This window comes from Spirosoma lacussanchae, from assembly GCF_005870035.1.
GTDB classification, from domain to species: domain Bacteria; phylum Bacteroidota; class Bacteroidia; order Cytophagales; family Spirosomataceae; genus Spirosoma; species Spirosoma lacussanchae.
In genome coordinates, this window is the sequence record NZ_SWJG01000004.1 from 295,262 (window position 1) to 319,033 (window position 23,772).

General features: G+C 50.7%; 21 protein-coding genes. 13 read left to right on the forward strand and 8 right to left on the reverse strand.

From position 1 onward, the window contains the following. Positions 1-82: 82 nt before the first annotated feature. On the forward strand, positions 83-2,530 hold the full coding sequence (locus FBR45_RS17100) for a helix-turn-helix domain-containing protein (protein WP_138504492.1): 2,448 nt from the start codon (positions 83-85) through the stop codon (positions 2,528-2,530). A gap of 59 nt (positions 2,531-2,589) precedes the next feature. Here the strand turns inward: FBR45_RS17100 and FBR45_RS17105 are convergent, their stop codons facing one another. Continuing rightward, on the reverse strand, positions 2,590-4,719 hold the full coding sequence (locus tag FBR45_RS17105) for a VWA domain-containing protein (protein ID WP_138504494.1): 2,130 nt from the start codon (positions 4,717-4,719) through the stop codon (positions 2,590-2,592). Positions 4,720-4,794: 75 nt separating this feature from the next. Continuing rightward, positions 4,795-5,541 carry a 3-oxoacyl-[acyl-carrier-protein] reductase gene (gene fabG / locus FBR45_RS17110; RefSeq protein WP_138504496.1) on the reverse strand — a complete coding sequence of 249 codons (747 nt, stop codon included), beginning with the start codon at positions 5,539-5,541 and terminating at the stop codon, positions 4,795-4,797. 218 nt (positions 5,542-5,759) lie between these two features. Here fabG and FBR45_RS17115 point away from each other — a divergent pair, with 218 nt between their 5' ends. After that, positions 5,760-6,509 carry a phosphatidylinositol-specific phospholipase C/glycerophosphodiester phosphodiesterase family protein gene (locus tag FBR45_RS17115; RefSeq protein ID WP_138504498.1) on the forward strand — a complete coding sequence of 250 codons (750 nt, stop codon included), beginning with the start codon at positions 5,760-5,762 and terminating at the stop codon, positions 6,507-6,509. 61 nt (positions 6,510-6,570) lie between these two features. On the opposite strand, the gene FBR45_RS17120 is transcribed toward FBR45_RS17115, so the two are convergent. Together FBR45_RS17120 and FBR45_RS17125 are read right to left on the reverse strand one after the other, a co-directional pair. Next, positions 6,571-9,102 carry an ATP-dependent Clp protease ATP-binding subunit gene (locus tag FBR45_RS17120; RefSeq protein WP_077923409.1) on the reverse strand — a complete coding sequence of 844 codons (2,532 nt, stop codon included), beginning with the start codon at positions 9,100-9,102 and terminating at the stop codon, positions 6,571-6,573. A gap of 155 nt (positions 9,103-9,257) precedes the next feature. Continuing rightward, the gene (locus tag FBR45_RS17125; protein WP_317128621.1) at positions 9,258-9,947 is read right to left on the reverse strand and encodes a WbqC family protein; all 690 of its coding nucleotides are present in this window, start codon (positions 9,945-9,947) and stop codon (positions 9,258-9,260) included. A gap of 74 nt (positions 9,948-10,021) precedes the next feature. Between FBR45_RS17125 and FBR45_RS17130 the strand changes: the two genes are divergently transcribed. The 6 genes from FBR45_RS17130 (at position 10,022) to FBR45_RS17155 (ending at position 14,863) form a co-directional block, all read left to right on the forward strand. Beyond that, complete coding sequence (locus FBR45_RS17130; protein ID WP_138504500.1) at positions 10,022-10,894, forward strand: lysophospholipid acyltransferase family protein; 873 nt, start codon at positions 10,022-10,024, stop codon at positions 10,892-10,894. A gap of 28 nt (positions 10,895-10,922) precedes the next feature. Beyond that, positions 10,923-11,948, forward strand: a complete 1,026-nt coding sequence (locus FBR45_RS17135; protein ID WP_138504502.1) for an aminotransferase class V-fold PLP-dependent enzyme — start codon at positions 10,923-10,925, stop codon at positions 11,946-11,948. Between the two features lie 21 nt (positions 11,949-11,969). Beyond that, positions 11,970-12,545, forward strand: coding sequence for a MarC family protein (locus tag FBR45_RS17140; RefSeq protein ID WP_138504504.1), 576 nt, complete (start codon positions 11,970-11,972; stop codon positions 12,543-12,545). A gap of 8 nt (positions 12,546-12,553) precedes the next feature. After that, entirely contained in the window at positions 12,554-13,246 is a 693-nt protein-coding gene (locus FBR45_RS17145) for an RsmE family RNA methyltransferase (protein ID WP_138504506.1), read from the forward strand. Positions 13,247-13,282: 36 nt separating this feature from the next. Continuing rightward, entirely contained in the window at positions 13,283-13,942 is a 660-nt protein-coding gene (locus FBR45_RS17150) for a DUF4159 domain-containing protein (RefSeq protein ID WP_138504508.1), read from the forward strand. Positions 13,943-14,050: 108 nt separating this feature from the next. Next, positions 14,051-14,863, forward strand: a complete 813-nt coding sequence (locus FBR45_RS17155; RefSeq protein ID WP_212748633.1) for an acyl-CoA desaturase — start codon at positions 14,051-14,053, stop codon at positions 14,861-14,863. Positions 14,864-14,929: 66 nt separating this feature from the next. Here the strand turns inward: FBR45_RS17155 and FBR45_RS17160 are convergent, their stop codons facing one another. The 3 genes from FBR45_RS17160 to FBR45_RS17170 are packed head-to-tail and all read right to left on the reverse strand — an operon-like array spanning position 14,930 to position 18,271. After that, positions 14,930-15,457 carry a 5' nucleotidase, NT5C type gene (locus tag FBR45_RS17160; protein ID WP_138504512.1) on the reverse strand — a complete coding sequence of 176 codons (528 nt, stop codon included), beginning with the start codon at positions 15,455-15,457 and terminating at the stop codon, positions 14,930-14,932. Then, complete coding sequence (locus FBR45_RS17165; RefSeq protein WP_138504514.1) at positions 15,454-16,965, reverse strand: dihydrolipoamide acetyltransferase family protein; 1,512 nt, start codon at positions 16,963-16,965, stop codon at positions 15,454-15,456. The genes FBR45_RS17160 and FBR45_RS17165 overlap by 4 nt, the downstream gene beginning before the upstream one ends. Before the next feature lie 52 nt (positions 16,966-17,017). Further along, positions 17,018-18,271, reverse strand: coding sequence for a competence/damage-inducible protein A (locus FBR45_RS17170; protein WP_138504516.1), 1,254 nt, complete (start codon positions 18,269-18,271; stop codon positions 17,018-17,020). Between the two features lie 145 nt (positions 18,272-18,416). Between FBR45_RS17170 and FBR45_RS17175 the strand changes: the two genes are divergently transcribed. Next, on the forward strand, positions 18,417-19,187 hold the full coding sequence (locus tag FBR45_RS17175) for a DUF4197 domain-containing protein (protein ID WP_138504518.1): 771 nt from the start codon (positions 18,417-18,419) through the stop codon (positions 19,185-19,187). Positions 19,188-19,208: 21 nt separating this feature from the next. Here FBR45_RS17175 and FBR45_RS17180 read toward each other — a convergent pair whose 3' ends face one another. Beyond that, positions 19,209-19,580 carry a helix-turn-helix domain-containing protein gene (locus tag FBR45_RS17180; RefSeq protein WP_138504520.1) on the reverse strand — a complete coding sequence of 124 codons (372 nt, stop codon included), beginning with the start codon at positions 19,578-19,580 and terminating at the stop codon, positions 19,209-19,211. A 203-nt stretch (positions 19,581-19,783) separates the two neighbouring features. Between FBR45_RS17180 and FBR45_RS26410 the strand changes: the two genes are divergently transcribed. The 4 genes from FBR45_RS26410 to FBR45_RS17195 all read left to right on the forward strand — a co-directional run bounded on the left by FBR45_RS26410 (position 19,784) and on the right by FBR45_RS17195 (position 23,771). Continuing rightward, positions 19,784-19,948 (forward strand): hypothetical protein, encoded by a 165-nt coding sequence (locus FBR45_RS26410; RefSeq protein WP_171044913.1) that lies wholly within the window; start codon positions 19,784-19,786, stop codon positions 19,946-19,948. Between the two features lie 62 nt (positions 19,949-20,010). Further along, positions 20,011-21,162 carry a hypothetical protein gene (locus FBR45_RS17185; protein ID WP_138504522.1) on the forward strand — a complete coding sequence of 384 codons (1,152 nt, stop codon included), beginning with the start codon at positions 20,011-20,013 and terminating at the stop codon, positions 21,160-21,162. Continuing rightward, positions 21,152-22,297 carry a hypothetical protein gene (locus FBR45_RS17190; RefSeq protein ID WP_138504523.1) on the forward strand — a complete coding sequence of 382 codons (1,146 nt, stop codon included), beginning with the start codon at positions 21,152-21,154 and terminating at the stop codon, positions 22,295-22,297. The genes FBR45_RS17185 and FBR45_RS17190 overlap by 11 nt, the downstream gene beginning before the upstream one ends. Then, a complete protein-coding gene (locus FBR45_RS17195; RefSeq protein ID WP_171044914.1) occupies positions 22,260-23,771 on the forward strand; it encodes an MBL fold metallo-hydrolase in 1,512 nt (503 codons plus the stop codon). Before FBR45_RS17190 ends, FBR45_RS17195 begins: the two co-directional genes overlap by 38 nt. Position 23,772 lies beyond the last annotated feature (1 nt).

Genomic DNA, 23,772 nt, shown 5'->3' on the forward strand with positions numbered 1-23,772 from the left:
GTCAGTCGAACGGTTCCGAAACGACTTTCGTTTTCAAAAGTACAACGATTAGCTTTGTCCGTTTCACGCTCGCCTTATCCGTATGCCTGCCGTAATTAACGAAAAACTTGAACTGGCCCACCAGTTTGTTCTACATACCAACCGGAATGTTTTTCTGACGGGAAAAGCCGGAACGGGCAAGACTACCTTTCTGCACCAGATCAGACAACTGAGCGCCAAACGGCTGGCGGTTGTTGCGCCAACGGGGGTGGCGGCCATTAACGCAGGTGGCGTCACCATTCACTCGCTTTTTCAACTCCCCTTTGGACCACTGGCGCCGGGCGTGGTGCAGCGGGAAGGTCGTCATTTCAACCGGGATAAAATCAGACTGGTTCGTACGCTGGATCTGCTCGTGATCGACGAGATCAGTATGGTTCGGGCCGATGTTCTCGATGGCATCGATGAGGTTCTCCGGCGGTACCGGGGCAGCAGCGCTCCTTTTGGTGGCGTACAGCTACTGATGATCGGCGACATGCAGCAGCTGCCTCCGGTTATCAAAGATGAGGAATGGGCGCTGCTCCGGCCTCACTACGATACAGGCTATTTTTTCGGTAGCCACGCCCTGCGGCAGACTCCATACGTATCTATCGAACTGTCACATATCTACCGCCAGTCCGATGCGCGGTTTATCAGCCTGCTGAACGGCATTCGAGAGAAGACCATCACCCGGGAACAGCTTGCCGACCTCAATCAGCGGTACGTGCCCGACTTCAACCCCGACGATAACGAAGGGTACATTACCCTGTCGACGCATAACCATACGGCGCTGGCCATTAATAACCAGAAACTTCAGGCCCTAAAACCGAAGTTATACCGTTTCGAGGCCACCGTAACCGGCGATTTTCCGGCCCATGCCTACCCGACCGAAGCGAGTCTAGAACTCAAAAAAGGAGCGCAGGTCATGTTCATCAAGAACGATATATCGCGGGATAAACTGTACTACAACGGCAAGATCGGGCGTATTACCGACATTGACGAAGATGGCATTACAGTACTGAGCGAGGGCGAAGCCATTCCAGTTGGGATGGCCACCTGGGAAAATATCCGCTATTCGCTCGATGCGGAAACCAAAGAAATCAAAGGCGAAATAATTGGTACGTTTGCCCAGTATCCGCTCCGGCTGGCGTGGGCCATAACGATTCATAAAAGCCAGGGGCTAACCTTCGAAAAAGCCATCATTGATGCCTCTTCGGCCTTTGCACACGGGCAGGTCTACGTAGCCCTCAGCCGCTGCAAAACCCTGGATGGACTTGTGCTGCGGACCCCAATTCCGTCGCATAGTATCAAAACTGAACAGACCCTCGAAGACTTTCACGAACAGGTACAGCTGCAAACGCCCAACGAACAGCACCTGCACGAGGCTAAACGCATCAATCAGGAATGGCTGGTTGAAGAACTTTTCTCGTTCGAGCAGGCGCACTCGCTTGTATATCGCTGCCGGCGGGTAGCCAATGAACATGCCGGTAGTCTCGACGGCGAAGTCGGCCCCCTGCTGAGCCAGCTTGCCGATAGCCTGCGCGACAAAGCCCGGGATGTGTCTCGCCGGTTTGTGGCTCAGCTGCCGACCTACTTCGGGGCCGAGCCACTCCCCGAAGCCAACGAAGCCCTGCAGGAACGGATTCGGAAAGCGGGGGCCTACTTCCAGACCCTGTTGGCCGATGACCTCCTGCCGCTGCTACAGCGCTGCCCCACCGACTGCGACAATAAGCAGGTTCGCGAGGCACTGCTGGAGGCCCTCGACGAACTGGAGAAAGAGCTGTTCAGCAAACTCCGATCGTTCGAGAGCGTTCGTACGGGCTTCGACGCGCTGGCATACCTGCAGGCCCGCAACCGGGCTGAACTGGATTTTAAACCGGCTCGCAAACAGATCGAGACCGCCAGCAGTGACGATACGCCGAAAGGTGGTTTATATGGCGCGCTGATGAAGTGGCGCAACGACCTGGCTGGCGAATACAATACATCGGCCTATATGGTTCTCCCTCAGAAAACTATTGTTGAACTGGCCCGGCTACGTCCTAAAACGACCGCCGAACTTCTGGCGATAAAAGGCTTCGGCAAAACTAAAGTGAAACAGATTGGGGCTGATCTGCTGGCCCTCATTCAGACCTATACGGAGCAGCCCCGCAAAGCACCGGCTAACGTAAAAAAAGCGAAAGAGCCCAAGCCACCGAAAGAGGTTAAAACTCCGTCGGCAACGGTGACGCTACTGCTGTTTCAGGCGGGCAAATCTGTACAGGAGATTGCGGCCGAACGCAACCTGGCTACGACCACGGTAGAAAGCCACCTTGCCGAATGCATCCGAACCGGCGACTTATCAGTCGAAGCCGTTCTATCACCTGACCGGCTGGTCCTGATTCAGTCGTATCTGGAGAGCAACCCTTCACAAACGCTCAGCGAATCGAGAACCGGTCTGGGCGACAGCGTTACCTACAGCGAGATTCGGTTTGTTTATAACGCCATGCGCGTTGCTCAGGGCACCGTAGATGATTAACCGAACATCAGGTTGTACGGACTCGGGCATCGCCGGACGTAAATGGTATTGACGAGCGGTTAGTAGCCGCCGTAAAATTTCCGCAGGCCCCACTCGATCGAGGCCAGGGTGAGGATCACGAAAAAGAGCCAGCGCCAGTTGATGATCTCGTTCATCTCCTCAGTACTGGTTAGCCGGGCCTGGCGCGGCCGATCGACCAGGTTGTTCACCAGCTCATCGAGCCGAGCTGGACTATAGAACTGCCCACCGGTTTGCTGGGATAGCTGCCGAAGCAGTCCGTGATCGGCCGTAGTATTAACGGCTTCGAGTTGCAGGTCGCGCACGACAAACTGCCCCGATGATTGCTCGTTCCGGTTGTTCACATTCACACTGGCTCTGAAGCGGTAGGCACCATCGGGCAGGCGGCTTATCTCGAAGCGGCTGTTGGCTGCCGTTGGGGTATAGGTGAATGACCGCGTAATCCCTTTCTCGTCGCTGATTTCGAGCCGCACGGGTCGGTCGTACACGCGCTCGAAAATATCATTGTACAACTCCGTTTCGAAAATGACTTTCTCCCCCGCAATAAATTCATTTCGGATGGGGTACACCCGCAGTTTACGCCGGTCTTCTTTCACCGAAATGAGTTGTATTACCTTCTGTATCAGTTCATCGACTACCTCCTGCTTGTCGGTCAAAGCGTACTCTTCGAGCCGCCACTGCCATAGGCCTTCCCCAGCCAGGACGGCGGTTTTCCGTGGACTCGTAACGTTCAGCGCCAGGAGTGGTTTGGTAGTCCGGACACTTCCCACCTGCTGATACAACACGACCTCACTACCGGGCTGCAGCCGGAAATCGCCATACGGGGCTAGCATAGGTGGTAGTTTACTGAGCAGTTCGAGCCGGGCTGGATCGAAGTTCAACTGCTTGAAATCAGCGTTGAATACGCCCAGCACCTTATCATTCTGATTGGGAGCGCCGGCAATCTGCATAACCGGGTTCGACGTGTTGAAGGGGCCCAGCGACGACTGGTTTCCCAGCACAAACAGAACAGGTGTATTTTTGGCCAGATACTTTTGAGCAAGCGCATTGCCAACGCCCCCGTTGTCGGGAATCTGGTGCAGGATAACCAGATCGTACACTTTATCCGCCGGTGGAGTTGGATCCGTAGAGCCCGTCAGGATACGAATATCCAGTTCGTAGTTCTGGTTTTTCTCCAGGATGCTGCGCAGGGCCTTGATGTCGGGATGGGGGGTCAGGGCCAGCAGCAGCACCTTCTCTTTGCCATCGATCACATCGATGTAGACATCCTGCCGATTGTTGCGCGTGCTGAATTCGCCGGGCTGGGGCAACACATCAACGACATAATGCTGCACGCCTTTCTGCGTAGCCGTAGTCTGGAAGGTAAGCTGATTGAAGGTCTCTGCCTGATTAAACGAGACAGACTGCCGGGCTAGTTCTTTCCCATTCTGCCGGAGTACAACGGTGCCGCTTCGCCCCTGAAACCCGCTACTGACAATCTCGGCCTGAATGGGAAACTGATTACCCAGGTACGCGATCCGGTTGGCTACGATGCCTTTTAGCTGAATATCACGTTTGGCGGTTGTATCGCCGAGCCCGATCGTCTGTACGGCAAACGGGTACTGCCCAAACGTTGGGGAGACACCCTGGTTAAAAATGCCGTCAGAAACCAGAATGACGTCGGTGAGGTTTCGGCCTTCGTAGTCAGACCGGATGCCCGACAGGAGGCCCGACAGATCGGTTGTGCGCTGTGAGAACGCAATTTGTGTCAGGTCCAGCTCGCCCGACGGTGTATTACTGATCGTATCGCCCAGTCGGCGTACAGCCACCTCCAGCCCCCGTTCGGTGAGCCCGTTTCGGAGTTGCTGTAGTTTCTCGAGCGACTGGCTGAGCGCTGGCCGACCGGCAGCTGCTACTGACTCAGAATTATCGATGGCCAGCACAACGGTTGGTTTTTCGGTCAGCGTGCGCAGACTTCTGATGAGCGGGTTAAGCAGAAGAAAGCAAAGCAGGCTCACCACCACGAACCGCAGCGCAGCCAGCCCATACGTCATTCGTTTGTCGAAGCCTCCTATCGTTCCTTCGTTACCGGCCAGGCGCGGTAGCGGCTGATACATGGCTAACGCGTACACTGCCCCCACGAGCAGACAAACCAGAATCCACCAGGGAGACGACTGAAAAATGACGTTCATTCTTGGGCAATAAGTTAAAAGCGACAGGTCATGAGCGATGGCTATGTCTCATAACCTATCGCTCATGATCACTTACTAGGTAAGCATACCTCCGTCTACCTGCAACACCTGTCCGGTGATGTAGCGAGACAGATCAGAAGCCAGAAAAACGGCACAGTCGGCTACCTCGTCGGGCTGACCACCTCGTTTCATCGGAATCTGCTGCTTCCATTCGTCAATGGCTTTTTCATTGATTTCGCCGGTCATTTCTGTCTCGATGAAACCGGGAGCAATGGCGTTGGAGCGAATATTCCGCGAACCCAGTTCCAACGCGACCGACTTCGTAAAGCCAATGATACCCGCCTTGGAGGCTGCGTAGTTCGCCTGACCCGCGTTACCCCGAATACCTACTACCGATGTCAGGTTGATGATAGACCCGGCGCGGGCTTTCATCATAGGCTTCGTGGCAGCTTTTGTGAGGTTAAAGACCGACTTTAAGTTAACGTTAATAACGGTGTCCCATTGTTCTTCCGACATCCGCATTAGCAGTCCGTCTTTGGTAATACCCGCGTTGTTCACCAGCACATCAAGTTTGCCAAAGTCAGCAATCACCTGCGTAACCAGATCGTCGGCGGCCTGGTAATTCGACGCGTCGGACCGGTACCCTTTTACCTGTCCGCCAAAAACCCGGAGTTCGTCTTCCAGAGCCTGTCCTTTTTCAACGCTCGATAGATAGGTAAAGGCTACGGCTGCACCTTCCTGAGCAAATTTTTGAGCCATGGCCCGTCCGATCCCACGTGAGGCACCGGTAATCAGCACTACTTTTCCTGTTAACAAGTCCATTCTGTGTAATATAAAATAAGCCATGTATGCAACCGTCAGAACAGTATCGAACAGGCCCGAAGGCTTTATTCGACTACATCATCCTACTGCCCCACGGTCATTATGCCTGGCTCATTGTTAAGTGGCCAAAAATAGGAGTTTGGCGGCAAACGACAAGGTTGATAGCAGTTTGGTTTCCCCATTAGCCTGCGTTACTTTGTCAGAAATTAAAACGGACTATGTTGTATCGGATACTACTTGCGCTCGGCCTGACCAGCTCGGCCGCGTTGGCGCAAAAGATTCACGCCCACAATGATTATGCCCAACCTCGTCCGTTTGTGACAGCCTATGAACATCGGGCTGATTTCATTGAAGCCGATGTATGGTTGCAGAATGGCGAGCTGGTGGTGGCGCACGACAAGCCACAGACGGCCGCTCCTACGCTCGACTCGCTGTACCTGGCTCCTATTGCACGACTTTTCGCTCAGTATAAAGACAAAGTAAGTCCCGATCGGACGTATACCTTTTCGCTGGTGATCGATGTGAAGGATAATTACGCGGAGGTGCTGCCTAAACTGATTGCCCGTCTGCAACAGAATCTGACCTGCTTCAACCGGGCTGCCAATCCCTACGCCGTCCAGGTTGTCATCAGCGGCAACCGCCCTAAACTCGACACGTACCTCGACTATCCCCTGCTTATTCAGTTCGACGGCCGGCCCAGCGAAGTCTACGATCAGGAAACGCTGCAACGGGTAGCTATGATCAGCGATAATTTTCGGGCCTACTCACGATGGGATGGGGTTAGCGACCTGTCAGACCTCGACCGAGAAAAGCTGAAGCGGGTCATCAAACGTGCTCATAACGATAATAAGCCCATCCGGTTCTGGGCCATTCCCGATACCCCTTCGGCCTGGAAACTGCTGAAAAAGTTAGGCGTAGATATCATCAACACCGACAAAGTTGCCGAGGCCATCAGCGAGCTGAAGTAACCAGAAAGACACAAAAAAGCCGGACGGAATCGTCCGGCTTTTTTGTGTACACTTTGATCGTTTATTCGACAACGGCCTCTGGCTTTTTCACCGTGATAGTCAGCGTTTCGCCTTCACCCGGATAGTCGGCCTGGATCACATCGCCTTCCTTGAGTTCTCCCTTCAGGATTTCCTCGGCAACGGGGTCTTCGAGATAGCGCTGAATGGCGCGGCTCAGCGGGCGGGCACCGTATTGTGGGTCATACCCTTTCTCCGACAGGAAGTCTTTCGCTTTTTCGGTCAGCTCTACAGTGTATCCCAGATTGGTTACCCGGCCCAGCAATTTGCCCAGCATCAGATCGATGATCTTGTGAATGTCTTCGCGCTGAAGCGAATTAAACACGATCACATCGTCCAGACGGTTCAGAAACTCCGGCGAGAATGCTTTACGAAGGGCGCTTTGAATCGTACTCTTCATCAACTCATCCTGGCTTTCGCTCGAACGTTTGGTAGCAAACCCGATACCGGCTCCAAAATCCTTCAGGTCACGCACCCCGATGTTCGAGGTCATGATGATGATCGTGTTCCGGAAATCGACCCGGCGCCCCAGACCGTCGGTCAGGATACCATCGTCCAGCACCTGCAGCAGGATGTTGAACACATCCGGGTGGGCTTTCTCGATCTCGTCAAGCAACACGACACTGTATGGCTTCCGGCGAATCTTTTCGGTCAGCTGACCACCTTCTTCGTAGCCCACGTAGCCCGGAGGGGCGCCAACCAGCCGGCTTACGCTGAATTTCTCCATGTACTCCGACATATCGATCCGCACCAGCGCGTCATCTTTGTCGAAGAGATAGGTAGCCAGTACTTTCGCCAGCTCGGTTTTACCAACCCCGGTCGGACCAAGGAAGATGAACGAACCGATTGGTTTCTTCGGATCTTTCAGACCGACACGCGTCCGCTGGATGGCCTTCACCAGTTTGTCGATAGCCGACTGCTGACCGATCACCCGACCTTTCAGCTCTTCGCCCATGTTCACCAGTTTCTTGCCTTCGTCGTTCGATACGCTCGTGACCGGAATACCCGTCATCATAGCGACTACCTCGGCAACGTTTTCTTCGTTAACCGTGTACCGGCGCTTCTTGGTATCTTCTTCCCAAGCCTGCTTGGCACGGTCGAGCTGATCGATCAGTCGCTTTTCCTTGTCGCGGAGCTGAGCAGCTTCCTCGTACTTCTGGCTTTTAACGACCTGGTTCTTTTCTTTCTTAATGTTCTCGATTTGTTCTTCCAGCTTCAGAATATCTTCCGGAACCGTAATGTTCGAGATGTGAACCCGAGCGCCTACTTCGTCGAGGACGTCGATCGCCTTATCGGGCAGGAACCGGTCCGAGATATACCGCTCCGACAACTTCACGGCAGCCTCGATGGCTTCCTTGGTGTAGTTTACGTGGTGGTGATCTTCGTACTTATCCTTGATGTTGTTGAGAATCTCGATGGTTTCATCGATCGAAGTAGCATCGACCATCACCATCTGGAAACGACGGGCTAGCGCACCATCTTTCTCAATGTACTGGCGGTATTCGTCAAGCGTTGTCGCGCCGATGCATTGAATATCGCCCCGGGCCAGCGCTGGCTTGAACATGTTCGACGCGTCGAGCGAACCCGATGCGCCACCGGCGCCAACGATTGTGTGCAGCTCATCGATGAACAGAATCACCTCGGGCGACTTTTCGAGCTCGTTCATAACGGCTTTCATCCGCTCTTCGAACTGACCGCGGTATTTGGTACCCGCTACCAGCGATGCCAGATCAAGCGTTACTACCCGCTTGCCAAACAGTACCCGCGATACTTTCTTCTGCACGATACGCAGGGCCAGTCCTTCAGCAATAGCCGTTTTACCAACGCCTGGTTCACCAATCAGAATCGGGTTATTTTTCTTACGACGGCTCAGAATCTGAGCAACGCGCTCGATTTCTTTTTCACGACCAACAATTGGGTCAAGTTTGCCGACTTCAGCGAGTTTGGTCAGGTCACGGCCAAAGTTGTCAAGCACCGGCGTCCGCGATTTTTCGGAGCCTTTGTCTTTACCCTGGCCAGTACCGCTGCCACCACCGCCGAACATCCCCCGATCATTGTCATCATCATCGGTTTCGGGGCCCATCACCGGACGGCTTCCCGAAGATTGATATTCCAGCATCTCCTTAATGACTTCGTAATTGACATTAAACTTATTGAGAATCTGCGTAGCGACGTTATCCTCGTCGCGCAGAATCGACAGCAGCAGGTGCTCGGTACCGATGAGTGGGCTCTTGAAGATTTTGGCTTCCAGATACGTGATTTTCAGCGTCTTCTCCGACTGACGGGTCAGCGGAATGTTAGCCAGATTTTTCACATTGTTGGTAGCCGTTCCCTTGGTTGCCTGCTCAATAGTAACCCGGAGTTCATCGAGTGATACGCCGAATTTCTTCAGCAACCCGATCGCCACACCTTCACCTTCACGAATCATACCCAGCAACAGATGCTCCGTGCCGATGTAGTCGTGGCCTAGGCGCAAGGCTTCTTCTCGGCTCAGCGAGATAACTTCCTTGACGCGGTTTGAGAATTTTGCTTCCATTCGATTTAGGGGGTCTCCTTAGGTAAGCGTAATATAGGCTTAACGAAGAGTTTTAAGGATTTGTTCGCCTGCCAACGGTAAAGAGCGGATCGAGTCAGGGTAAGAAAATCAGCGTGGAGAACGACAGAATAAACGACTGTCTATGGTTTCGTTCTTTACCGGTTCAAGTACTCGCTCGCAGCTGGTCCCTGGCAAAACAACAGGTCTATTATGCTAAGGTTTGGTACAAATTCAACGCCAAAATTCTGTATGTAGGGTGCTGGCGAGTAAAATACATACGATTCAGCTCCCCCACGCGGATTTACCCTGGACCGGGCGTCAATTAGGCCGGATTCGGGTATTTGTTCGTAACAATCTGTCAGGCTTATGACGGGCTTAGCCCCCAGTAGTTTCAGACAAATTGTCAGCAACTCAACGTTCAGGTCAAAGAGGAAGGTCCAGTTTCTTTGGTATACCGACACCAGTTCAGGCCAATAGTACTCAAAAAATGGGGCCTTCCCATAAGCAGCCTGCAGGCATCGTTGATGATGAATTGACCAGGCCTGATCAGTATCGATCCGCAGCTCCCGGATCGGCTGGTGACGGGTCCCCTGTCGAACCGGTACCGTCAGCACATCAACCTTATTCGCCGTCAGGACGTAGCAACGATTTCTGTAACTTTGCTTCTGGTAATGCTCATGAGCCTCTAAACGCACCCGACCAACCTGCAGCAAACCCGTCATATAATCCAGACAGGGCAAATAGTGCAACTCAATGAGCAATTCGTCGGTAAGCGGCTTAGACTGGTACTTTTCCAATAGTATCAACTGTAACTGTTCACAAGTAAAGCAAAAAATCAATATCACCTATTGGTTTTAGCATTTTTTAATTTTTCGGATAAAACGCCGGTTCCGCCCGCTGTTTGTCACTCCTTTGCCAAATGTTTTTTTTTCGTTTGCTGTCGCGTTTGCCCCTTCGGTTGCTGTATGGTCTGGCTACTATATTGTATTTTTTATTGCTGCACGTAATACGGTACCGGCGTCGGGTAGTGATCGAAAACCTGCGTCTTTCTTTCCCCGAAAAGTCACCGCAGGCGATTCGGCTCATTGCCAGAGGCTTCTACCGTAATTTAACGGACCTCATCGTGGAGACCATTAAGATGCCCGACCTGACGGCCGACGAGCTGCGTCGGCGCGTTCGGTTCACCAATCCCGAGTTAGTTCGGGATCGGCTCAAGGCCGGGCAAACGGTTATCGGCATGGCTTCACACCAGAGCAACTGGGAGTGGATACCGTCGGCCTCTGTGCTGAATGACATGCCGGTCGATAGTGTCTACAAACCCCTTACCAACCCGTTTTTTGAAGAGCTGATGCGCGAAGTCCGGTCCAGCTTCGGGGCCGTACCCACGCCAATGAACCTGCTGCCCCGCCAGATGGTGGCTCGCAAAAACATACCCCGGATCATTGCGCTGGTAGCCGATCAGGTTCCGGATGTCCCGGAGCAGGCCTACTGGACCAACTTTCTACATCGAGATACCCCCTTTTATCCGGGCACCGAACGACTGGCCCGCAGCCGCAACCTGCCGGTTTTCTACACGGAACTGGTACGAGTGGGGCGCGGTCGGTATGAGGTAACGTTTACGCTGATTGGCGACCCTCCCTACACAGATCTGCCGGCGGGCGCCATTCTGGAACGCTACCGCGATCAGCTCGAAGATACGATTCGCCGGCATCCGGCCGATTGGCTCTGGTCGCACAAACGCTGGAAGCACTGGCGTGGGAAATACGCCAAAGTAGGTGCAAAACTGGAATGAACACATTCCCTCTCTTACCTTTACCCGTATGATTACCTTTTATCCCGGTCCATCTAAAGTTTATCCGCAGGTAGCCGACTATGCAGCCGAAGCGATTCGGACGGGTCTGACAAGCCTGAATCACCGTAGCCCGGGGTTTATGGAGATTGTACGCGAGACGATACACCTCCTCCACCAGAAACTGGATATCCCTGCCGATTACCATATTGCATTCGTGTCATCGGCTACGGAGTGCTGGGAAATTGTCGCCCAGTCGCTGACAGCCGTCGGCAGTACCCATCCATATACCGGTGCGTTCGGCAAAAAATGGATGGAGTACGCCCACCGGATCACCCCCTCCACATCAGCCCCGGCCGATACCCTTTGCCTGGTGCAGAACGAAACATCGACCGGTGCGCAGATTCCGATGGAGGCCCTGGCAGACTACCGGTCAACGTTCGAAGGATTGATAGCAGTCGACGCGGTGTCGTCAATGGCCGGCATTCGGCTCGACTGGCAACGGGCCGATGTCTGGTTTGCCTCCGTTCAGAAATGTTTTGGCCTGCCGGCGGGACTGGCGGTGCTGGTTTATTCGCCCGCTGCCCTGAATCGGGCCCAGGCCATCGGAGAACGCAACCATTATAACAGTCTGCTGTTCATTCATGAGAATTTCTCGGCTTACCAGACGCCCTATACGCCCAACGGACTAGGTATCTATTGCCTGATGCGGGTTCTGCAGCAGGTTGCTCCTATTGCCGAAATCGATACAATGACCAAACGCCGGGCCGTGGACTGGTACAATTTTTTCGACCAGGGTTTACCGGGTGCGCTGGGCGCGTTCCGACCCCTGATCAACGATACCGCCAAACGGTCCGACACGGTGATTGCCATTGAGGGTTCGGAGACGGACATCAAAGCGCTGAAGCTGGCGGCTCAACAGGCTGGCATCACCCTCGGCAATGGCTACGGAAACTGGAAAAACACCACCTTCCGCATCGCCAACTTCCCCGCCATTACCGACGATGAGGTTGATCAGCTCAGGCGGTTTTTACACACCTATCGGACCGGTCAGTAGGTTGTCCCCCTATCATTCATTATGTTTAACATCAAGGAAATTATTTCGGTAACGCTCATCTTGTTCTCGGTCATCGACGTGATTGGCTCGTTGCCGGTCTTGATCGATCTGCGTAAAAAAGTCGGCAAGATCGAGTCCGAACAGGCTACGGTCATTTCGGGCATACTGATGGTGTCGTTTCTGTTCGTCGGCGAGCGGATTCTGAACCTGTTCGGGGTCGACGTTGCTTCGTTCGCAATTGCGGGCGCGCTGATTATTTTCCTGATTGGTCTGGAGATGATACTGGGCCGGACTATTTTCAAGTCTGAAGTCAGTTCCGGCGGGGCGACGCACATTGTACCGATTGCCTTTCCGCTCATTGCCGGGGCTGGTACCCTGACGACGATAATCTCCCTGCGGGCCGAATACCAGACGGTTAATATTATTGTCGGCATCGTTATCAACCTGATTCTGATCTACGCCGTCCTGAAGTCGTCAGAATGGCTCGAAACCCGGCTGGGACCAGGCGGACTTGATGTACTGCGAAAGATCTTCGGCATTATTCTGCTGGCCATCTCGATCAAGCTATTTAAGACCAATCTGATTGCCGGTTTTTAGTTCGTCTCATGCACCTTTTCTATCAGCCCGAACCAATCGCCCAACTCACCGAAGACGACTCCCGCCATGCGGTTAAAACGTTGCGGCTGAGCGCTGGCGACAGCATAGCCGTTACCGACGGACACGGAAACCGTCATCTGGCCGTTATTACCTCGGCCGATGCGCGCCGGTGTGCCTTTCGGGTAACGGATACGCAAATCACACCCCCACGCCCGTTTTCAATCCGTATTTGCGTAGCACCTACCAAAAATCTGGATCGGATCGAATGGTTTGTCGAGAAAGCAGTCGAAATTGGGATCGAACGCATCAGCTTCTTTATCGGCCAGCATTCAGAACGGCGCGTGCTGAAACTGGAACGTATCGAGAAAATTGGCATAGCCGCCATGAAGCAGTCGTTGCAGTCGTACCTACCCCGGTTCGATGAAGCAGTTTCGTTTACCGATTTGCTGAAAACCGTAACCGAAGAACAGCGGTTTATTGCCCACCTGCCGGCCAACGCGTCGCCTGTTAATCTGGCCAGTGCCGTTGGTCCGGGCGGGCAGTATGCGGTACTGATTGGTCCGGAGGGCGACTTTTCTGCTACCGAGATCAGTCAGGCACAGGCGGCCGGGTGGACGCTGGCAACCCTCGGACCTAACCGGCTGCGAACCGAAACCGCAGCCCTGACGGCCTGTCAGTTACTTAATTTCGTTAACTATTAACAGCCGGGGTAACCCCAGATCGACGTCTAAACTGCGATGAAAAAAATCTTGTTCACCGGCCTGCTGCTGGTTGCCTGTTGTCAACTGGCATCGGCGCAGTATGCCTACAAAATCGCCAAGCTGAAATACAACGGCGGAGGAGACTGGTACGCCAACAAGACAGCGTTGCCCAACCTGATCAAATTTGCGAACGCCAACCTGCGCATGAATATCTTCCCCGAAGAAGATATTGTGGAACCAGGCAGCCCCGATATCTTCAGCTATCCCTTCGTTCACATGACCGGGCATGGCAATGTAACCTTCAGCTCGACCGACGTTCAGAACCTGCGCCGGTACCTCATGTCGGGTGGGTTTCTGCACGTTGACGATAACTATGGCATGGATAAATTTATCCGGCGGGAAATGAAGAAAGTCTTTCCTGAACTCAATTTTATTGAGCTACCCTTCAACCACCCTATTTACCAGCAGCGGTTCAAATTTGCGGGGGGCCTGCCCAAAGTACACGAACACGACGGCAAAGCTCCGCAGGGCTTCGGCCTGATCTACCAGGGGCGGCTGGTCTGCTTTTACAGCTACGAATGTGACCTGGGTAACGGCTGGGAAGATCAGAGCATCTATAATGATCCGGAACCGGTCAGGCAGCAGGCCTTACGCATGGGCGCCAATTTGTTGCAGTATGCGACGACTACAAATTAATTCCGGTATTATTTAGGGAACGCAAGCCAAACCGGCTTGTTTTTCGTTAGTTTTGTAGAAGTATTTATAGTTCTGCTCAAGTTGTTCACCCTTTAATCACTCCCTATTGTGATTGTACTGGCCGCATTCATCGGACACTGGTATCTGTCCCTGTTCTGCCAAACTTTTTTCCTGCACCGTTATTCGGCCCACAAAATGTTCTCGATGAGCAAATTCTGGGAGCGGTTCTTTTACGCCCTGACCTACATCTCGCAGGGATCGTCATACCTGAGTCCACGGGCTTATGCCGTGCTGCACCGGATGCACCACGCCTTCAGCGACACCCCCCGCGATCCGCACTCGCCCCACCATACGCAGAACATCTTTACAATGATGTGGCAGACCAAAAATATTTACAATGCCGTTCTGCACCGGACACAGCCCATCGAACGTCAGTTCGACAGAAACTACCCCGAGTGGAGCTTCATTGAGAAAGTTGGCGACTCCTGGTTCTCACGTGCTGGTTGGGGAGTTCTTTACAGCCTGTTCTATATCTTCGCGTTCCTCTATCTGGATATGCACTGGGCGTTTTTCTTTCTGCTGCCCGTCCATTTTGTAATGGGGCCCGTTCACGGCGCCATTATCAACTGGAGCGGTCACAAATACGGATACGCCAACTTTGACAATCAGGATAAGTCGAAAAACTCATTGATTCTGGATGTCGTCATGATGGGTGAGCTGTTTCAGAACAACCACCACAAGCGGCCAAATGCGGCTAACTTCGGTGCCAAGTGGTTCGAATTTGATCCTACCTTCCCGATCATCGGTGTGCTGCACAAGCTCCACATTGTCCGGTTAAGACCGGCCGCCGAAGCGAAGAAAGCCCAACAGGAAGTTGGCCACGATCGTTTGGTTGAGCGGGAGCGTGAAGTAGAAGCCTAGAAGCCATTCCAATAAAAAAAGTCCTGACTTAACGGTCGGGACTTTTTTGTTGAACTTAATACCGGCTCAAAGAAGCAGGTCAGCTATTTCCTGCCAGGACTTCATCCGCCGAAACTGGGTGTCCTCGCGGTTGTGAAGTGCATCGAACAGCAGGCCTTCGCCCTGGAACGTGCGCAGATTGCGGGGCAGATCATCGATCAGGTAGTCGGTATTGAGTACGCTCTTGTCGCCCATGAAGATGTAGTTGCGCCAGGAGATGGCCGGGAAGTGGGTTTGCAGCCAGTCCCATTTTTCGCGAAGCGAGTTAGGGAACTCCTGCGCAGCCGAGGCTATGAACACATCGTACTTCGTCATCAGATCAGCAATGACGTCCTGCGCACCTTCCATGACTGGAATATCGCTGAAGAAGCCCGGCTCGTAGACCCGCTGCGACAGGGCGCGGTATTCATCTTCGTCGAACAGTTCATGAAACGACTTTTCTTTCAACTCTTCAAGCGTATAGCGGGGCATCTCCCCGGCCAGATAAAGCTGAATAAACTTACTATGGGTATCGGCCATGACATCGTCCATGTCGATGGCTATTCGTTGTTTCATATCGATCGGTTTACATCAAACTGTTCCAGATAATCGGCCACGCGCCGGACAAACTGCCCGCCCAGCGACCCGTCTACAACGCGGTGGTCGTAGGAGTGCGAGAGGAACATGAGTTGCCGGATGCCGATAAAGTCGCCCTGGGGTGTTTCGACCACGGCGGGTTTCTTCACAATAGCCCCGAAGGCCATGATGGCCACCTGCGGCTGGAGAATAATCGGGGTTCCCATCAGGTTGCCGAACGTACCGATGTTTGAGATGGTATAGGTTCCACCGGCCAGATCGTCGGCAGTCAGTTTGTTCTCGCGGGCGCGTTTGGTCAGGTCATTGACCCGTTTGGTAAGCCCGACCAGGTTATACTGATCGGCATCGTGAATGACGGGCACAATCAGATTTCCGGAAGGCAACGCCACCGCCATACCGACGTTGATCGATTTCTTGACCAGAATCGAATCGCCATCGACCGACACGTTGATCATCGGAAAATCCTTGATGGCTTTTACAATCGCTTCGACCAGGATGGGCGTATAGGTCAGGTTTTCGCCGGTCTGCTGCTTAAACTGGTCCTTGATACGGGTACGCCAGGCCACCACGTCGGTCAGGTCGGCTTCAACAAACGAGCTAACGTGTGGCGAAATCTGCTTCGACTCCACCATGCGTTGCGCGATCATTTTTCGCATCCGATCCATCTGAACGATGTCGGCCTGCCCATTGATCGAAGCACTAGCTTTCCCGTTGACGGCGGGGACGGCAGACGGGGCGCTGGCAGGCGTGGCCGGAACAGACGCAGCAGCCGGAGCCGGTTTCGACGGCGCTATCTGGCGCTCGGCCCGATCGATCACGTAAGCCAGGATGTCTTTCTTCGTAACCCGATTGTCGGCGCCAGAACCCGGAATCCGGTCCAGTTCATCGCGGCTGATATTTTCCTCTTTGGCAATGTTCAGCACCAGGGGCGAGTAGAAGCGATCGGCAAACACGGTATCGTAGGCGGGCGCTGCCGGCATATCGGCCAGACTTGTAGCCGATGTAGCTACGGCCTTTGCGGGTGCCGGTCGACTGCTCATCGCCAGAATGCTGGTTTCCAATTCGCGGGCAGATTCGGTAACCTCTTCTGGCTGGGCCGCATCGGTCGCTTCAGGCTGGGCCAATCCAGGCTGGGCCAATCCAGGCTGGGCCACATCGCCAATACCAACGGGCAGATTGTCCGGTTCGGCGGCTTCGGCGCTTTTAGGAGACCCTGGCGAGGGCGTGGCGCTACCGCCAACCGCTTCGTCGACTTCCAGACGGGCAATGGGGGCTCCTACTGCCACCACATCGCCATCCTTGACGAGGATCTCTTTCAGAATACCGTTTTGCGGAGCGGGCACTTCGGTATCCACCTTATCGGTGGCTACTTCCAGTACCGATTCGTCTGCTTCTACCCGATCGCCGGGCTGTTTGAGCCAGCCGATGACCGTGCATTCCATTATACTTTCGCCCATTTTGGGCATGACCATGTCGATGAGTGCCATACAAATAATGATAAACCATGAATAAGGAGCGCCGGTAGCTACTCATCATTCACTACTGGTTAAGTAATTCTTCCCGCAGCAAATTTAGCAGATAGGTTGTGGTTAGTTGAATATTCTGATCGCGGTATTGCCCCAGTTTGAGCAGGCGGGTCGTGGTGCGCTTACCGGTAGCGACCGCAATCCAGACCGTACCGACGGGTTTGTCGGGGGTACCTCCGTCGGGGCCGGCAATACCACTGGTGGCTATGCCTACGTCTGCCTGTAGCGCGTGACGAACGCCCTCCGCCATTTGCCGGATAGTTTCTTCACTGACCGCACCGAACTGTTGCAGGGTTTCAGGCTTTACGCCCAGCTGGTTTATTTTCACGTCATTACTGTAGCTTACGATACTGCCCAGAAAATAGGCTGAAGACCCTGGCACACTGGTAATTCGCGAGGCTACGTAACCACCGGTACAGCTCTCGGCCGTGGCCAGCGTGAGCTGCCTCTCGGTCAGTGTTCGGCCAACTACGCTTTCGAGGGTTTCGTCGTCATAGCCGTACACGTGCTGTTGTATCTGGGGCAGCACCAGGGCTACCTGTTCGTCGAGCTCCTGGCCCAGCGTCTCGTTGTCGACGCCGGTTGCCGTCAGCCGGAGCCGGACCCCGCCAAAGCTCGGCAGATAGGCCAGTCGGATATGCGGGGGCAGTGCATCTTCCCAACTGGCAATTCGCTCGGCCAGGAACGACTCACCGATACCGGCCGTCAGAATCATCTTGTGCCTGATTACGGGGGTCTGAAAGTGGCTGAGCAGCCGAGGCAACACCCGGTTCGTCATCAGGTGCTTCATCTCGAACGGAACGCCCGGCAGGGAGACGTACACCCGGCCTTCATGCTCGAACCACATGCCCGGGGCAGTACCCCAGTCGTTCTGCAGATACACCGCATTGGCGGGCAGATCGGCCTGCCCCCGGTTGAGATCGGTCATTTCGCGGCCCCGCTTCTCGAAAAAGCCCGTGACCAGCGCCAGGGCCTCAGGGTTCCGGACCAGGCTTACGCCAAAATAATCGCAGAGGGTTTTCTTGGTAATATCGTCTTTGGTGGGTCCCAGACCGCCGGTAATCAGAATAACATCGGCGCGCTGGTGGGCTTCGTGCAGCACCTCGAGAATGGCTTTGGCCTGATCACCGACCGACGACTTCCGTACGATCCGGATGCCGATGTTTGTCAGCTCGGTGCCTATCCACTGAGTATTGGTATCGGTGATTTGTCCGAACAGAATTTCGTCGCCGATCGTAACCACTTCGGCACGGATGGTGTTGGTCATAGAGTAATGAATAAATACGTAATGAATAATGGGGTTCGTGATGCCTGGTCAGGACGCTGAAGCCGCCAGCCTGAAAAATTTCATCACCGTCCACTTTACATTATTCATTCTTACTGGTCAAAAGTACATAAAAACGATCCATTGCATGAACAAGATGATCTGGCTGGGGGTTTGCCTGGCCCCCTTATTTATCCAGCCTGCGTCGGCCCAGGATACAACTGGTCAGCAGTCGCAGCCACAGAAGCCCCGCAAAACTATATTTGGACAGGTACTTGATCAGGTACTGACGCCCGGCACATCGGGGGGGAGCCTGACCAACAGCGATATTGCCACGGGTCTGCGCGAAGCCCTGCGGGTCGGCATCAGCAAAGGTGCCGATCAGGCCTCGGCCACCGACGGCTATTTCAAGAACCCCCTCCTCCGGATCGCGTTCCCACCCGAAGCCCAAAAAGTGGCAGCCCGGCTGCGGCAGCTGGGTTTCAACAAGCAGGTCGACCAGTTTGAGCTGTCACTCAACCGAGCGGCAGAAGACGGAGCCAAAGTAGCCAAACCCATTTTCCTAAAGGCCATCACTTCCATGAGCATCGGCGATGCCGTTACCATTCTGCGCGGCCAGAACGATGCCGCTACCCAGTATCTGCGCCGAACATCGGGCCAGCAGCTGGTGACCGAGTTTACCCCTATCATCGACAGCACGCTGAAGAAGAATCAGGCAACACGTTATTATAGCGATCTGGTAACGACTTACAACAAGCTTCCGTTTGTGCAGAAAGTAAACCCGAACCTGACCCAGTATGCCACGAATAAAGCCGTTGACGGACTGTTTATCCTGGTAGCCCAGGAAGAGAAGCGAATTCGCGAAAATCCGGCTGCCCGGGTGTCGGAGATTTTAAAACGAGTGTTTGGGAGTCGGTAGGGCTAGTTAATACCAGCTACGCTATTTCGTTTGCAGTTCGAGGATTTTTATATAATTTAATAAATATTGCTCACGTTCAATACTTCTTGCCCGCTCTTGCTCAAATTCGACAATTTTTTGGTCTCTTTCAAGCAACTGCTGTCGTTGCAATCGTATTGTTTCTTCTAAATCCGTAGAAAATGTTTCTTTTCTTTCAGAGAAGAGTGTACTTATGGGTACACGTAGTACATGAGCAATTTGTTGAAGTCTGACGGTCGATAACTTTATTTTTCCATTCTCGATTTTTGAATACGTTGCCGGACTTACACCAATTTGTTCTGCAATGTATTCTTGTTTTAAATGTTTAGATTCCCGTAACACACGTAAATTAATTGCAAGTGATTTTATATCCATAGATTAAAAAGTAAATAGAAACCATCAGCAAGTAGCATTCGAGACGGTAAAGTAGAATGAAAGTGACTTTCATTCTACTTTACCGTCTCGAATGCTACTTGCTATTTTGGAAACACAGAATCAGGCTAATAAAGCGCATATTTGTAAAGCTAAAGCGAAGCAACCCGCTGGTGTGGTTGTGGAAAGCCAAAGCCTAAAACCCAATGAATCGTTTATCCCTGGCCGATTTGAAGGCAAAAGTCAATGTAGTAGCGAATGTTGAAGCCATTAAGGGCGGGACTGCAGAGGCTTGTCATTTAGGATCTTGCGGAGATACGACTATGCCAGCAGATGGCACCCGTGTCGCAAAACCAGGAAAAAGTATTTAATTTATGGAGCCCTGATTTGATCATATTAGGTCAGGGCTCTTACTTTCTTGTTGATTTTAATTATGAGAGGATATTCTGTTTCAACAATCCTAATATTACTATCATTTGCAGCATGCTCCCAACCCATACAAAATACAACTACTCAAACATTGTTTATTAATCCATCTGTTATTAATCAAGATGACTCGGAAGTAAAAGAAGTCATATCGGTTTGGAGGAAGTACTTATTGACTAAAGACTCATTATATCAAACTAATCCTTATTGGTCTAATCTGGAATACAAGAAAAGAAACATACCAGATTATTTTCTTAAACGGATTAATCACTCTGGAATTTTTAATCAAAAAAATCTATATAAACCCACTGTATTATCTGTTGTAAGAGACGATAGTTCTTATATCATTAAAACCTTGTTTGCAACCGCAGAAAAAGACAACGGATTTTCTCGCGTTTCTGGAATAATTAATGTTGAAGCAATAAAAGAAAATGGAAATTGGAAGCTAAAATCTATGTTAGATCAAAACCTAAAAAAGTATCAACAATATCAGGCTGGTAAAATTCTATATTATTTTTCTAAAAATAGAAAATTAGACACATTACTTTGTAACAAATTTAACGAAATAAACACAGACATAGCTAGAAAATTTGACGTTTCTCCTATGGATATTATTTATTATTTATGCACAGATAATAATGAACTGCAACGTTTAATTGGATTTGACTATGAGATTTCAATGGCTTATCCTAACCAGGTAAGTGGCCTTGCCGACATTTTCAATAATACTATTTATGCGGGTAATAATAGTGAATGGTACCCGCACGAGTTAGTACACCTTTATGTAAAGGATAAGTTTGGATTTGCAGTAAATTATTGTTTTAATGAGGGCATAGCAACATATCTCGGTGGTAGTGTTGGGAATTCTCTACAATATCATTTGCATAAGATAGCGGTATATGTTAGAAATCACTCTGTAGATTTTACTAAATTATCATCCTTAGAACGTATTGATGACGAGACGAATTTTCAGTACAGTATTGGTGGCTTAATTTGTAAGATAGCTGATGAACGCTTGGGATTTGAAGGTATTAACAAACTTCTTCAAACTGGAGACTCAGATGAAGAAATGTTTCAGGCCATCGAAAATACATTGGGTGTAAAACGAGGAAATTTTAATGAGTTTATTCACACTGAATTAAAAAAATATGTCAATTAAGTTATTTAGTTTAGAGGTTGACGATTTCTTGGTTCAATCTAATCAGATCGAGTTATCAGACACTGTTCGTTTGCTTTTATATCAGCAGTATCCTAGCTGGTTTGAATACTTAGCGTACGACAATGATGCCATATTTCTTGAGCCTACTCTCTTCTATTCTTTTTCTGACAAATCCTTATGCGAATTACCTATAGAACAAATATTATTTGGCTATCTACCTGAAGATAAGCGCCCTGGTCAATTTAAAGCTCTTATTGACCCATATGGCTTAATTAGTTTGCCCAGCTATGGATATATCCATACTAGTTATTCAAAAGAAATCATAGAGATTAACAAGTCAGATATTAATAACTTTAGCAATAAACACACTTTATTAGAAGAGTCTATTCAGCTTAACCAACACGTTCCTTTTATATTTTATACAGATAAAGTTATGAAATTAAAAGTTAATGAACCAATATCAAAAACCATATCTACACATAAGTTACATTTACTAAAAGCATTTGAATTTTTGCAAAAATATTCACGTAAATTTTGGGAGATTATAAAATTAGTAACACGAGAAATTACTTTATTCAATAGCCCGAATCAGCGTTCTATGGCGGCAATTTCCTATCATGGAACAGCATTTATTAATACAGAAGGGCAGGCACATGACGAGGTTTTCTTTATAGAAGATTTAGCACATCAATGTGGTCATATAATTTTTTATGCTTTAACGTTGAAGGCGAACGACTTTCTCAAAATTCGGAAAGAAACGCCAGTATGTGATATAACCGGTGTTCAACATGACAGCCGAACAGTCTATGGTGTGTTTCATGGTCTTTTTACTTACACTACTATCCTTTATTGCTTAACCGAATGTTTAAAATCAGGCGTTTTTAGCTATTCGCAACAGTTAGAGTCAATAGCTCGTATTGGCTTTTTTATGCAAAAATTTCAGGTGGATTTAATTTATATGAACCATCCTGAAATTTTCACTCCGAAAGGCTGGCTAATATACTCAAGTGCTAAAGATAGCTTTGAACAGATTCAGCAGATGTTTAAAGCTGACTATGCGCTTTATCGCTATGATAATCAACCTTACATTTTTAACTATGAATTATTTAGAGAAGCCAATGGTATTCTTACGTAAATTTAGTCTGTTATTTTTGTTTGTAAGTACGCCAATCTGGCTGCTGGCTCAAATAAGTCGGCAGCCAGATTATAGTAATGCCCTAAAAGCTAAGGCGATTCTTGATCAGGCTATTGATTATAGCGGACTAGGATCGGATAGCCTGAATATGGTTATTTCTGCTAAGGGCGTAATGCATGAGTCCGGGCATTTTTCGGCCCCCGAAGAGCGGATCGACGTACCCGAGACCTATACGCTAAGTATCTTCAGTAGCATAGAGAATTATTATATTGATGGCCAGATAAATTTTCGGGGTCGGAATCTTACCCGGCAGGTATATGTGAAACAGGATAGTATCTTTTATAGGGACCATTTTGGCAGGGGCGTTAGCCGGGAGGCCCTGATCCGATCTATCCCTGTCTATAATGAAATTCTGGCATTGCATCCGGCTTTGATTTTGAACGAGGCTCGTCGGTCTTTGCTTTCATTGCGGTACCTAGGAAAAGTGGGAGCTGTCGCCTTGCTCTCATTCTCTACCAACCAAACTTCCTTTACGCTTCATATTTTGCCGAATGGACAAGTTAAACAAGTTTCGTATTTGGCAAGTCACAATTATTATGGCGATAATGTTCACAGATATGATTACCTGGACTATAAGCCTATAGCAGGCTACAATCTGCCAACTCGCTTTAACGAATATGAGTTTGGTGGCTTACGGAAGGACCTGACGTTTACTTACGACTTTGCACCTACCTTAACCTTGCCTGTCAATCAGGTTTGTCCAGGATGCTCTCTTGTGCCGAAGAGAAAAAATGCCAATATAACCGTGAAAAATTTGGGTGGTGATTTGTATAGCGTTGATTTAAATGCTTACAACAATCGCTCGTTGTTTCTGGTCGCAAAAAATGGAGTTACGGTCTTCGAGGCTCCTGTAAGTTATAAGGCGGGTCGGGATGTTATTGAAGCCGTAAACCAAACAACAGGAGGTAAACCTATTACTCAACTGATGGTAACGCACCACCACCCCGACCATGCAGGTGGCCTGCGCGCCTTTGCCGAACAAGGGGCTACGATTATCACGACAAAAGGAAATGTCAAATTTTTCAGCCAACTGGTCAATTATCCACACCAATTAGAAGGTCGAACCTCGGATAAACAGTTAAAACCGTCGTTCATTACAGTCGATTCGGCACAAACCTTTACGACAAATACTGAGGAACCTTTTACGTTGTACTTTATTGGTGATACACAGCATACAAATGAGTATCTAGTGGCCTATTTCCCAAAACAAAAAATCCTGTTTCAGGGCGATTTATGCTTTTTTCAGTTGAATGGTGAATCGGCGGCATCGGCTCGTGAGCAAGCCATAGGGCGGCTAATCGAGCGTAAAAAGCTGGCAGTCGAAAGAATTTATAGCTCTTGGCCCTTAAGAGGGTTCAAAGAATTTGGAACCGCCGAAGATTTGAAGCGCAAACTGGAACTAGCCACAAAATAAT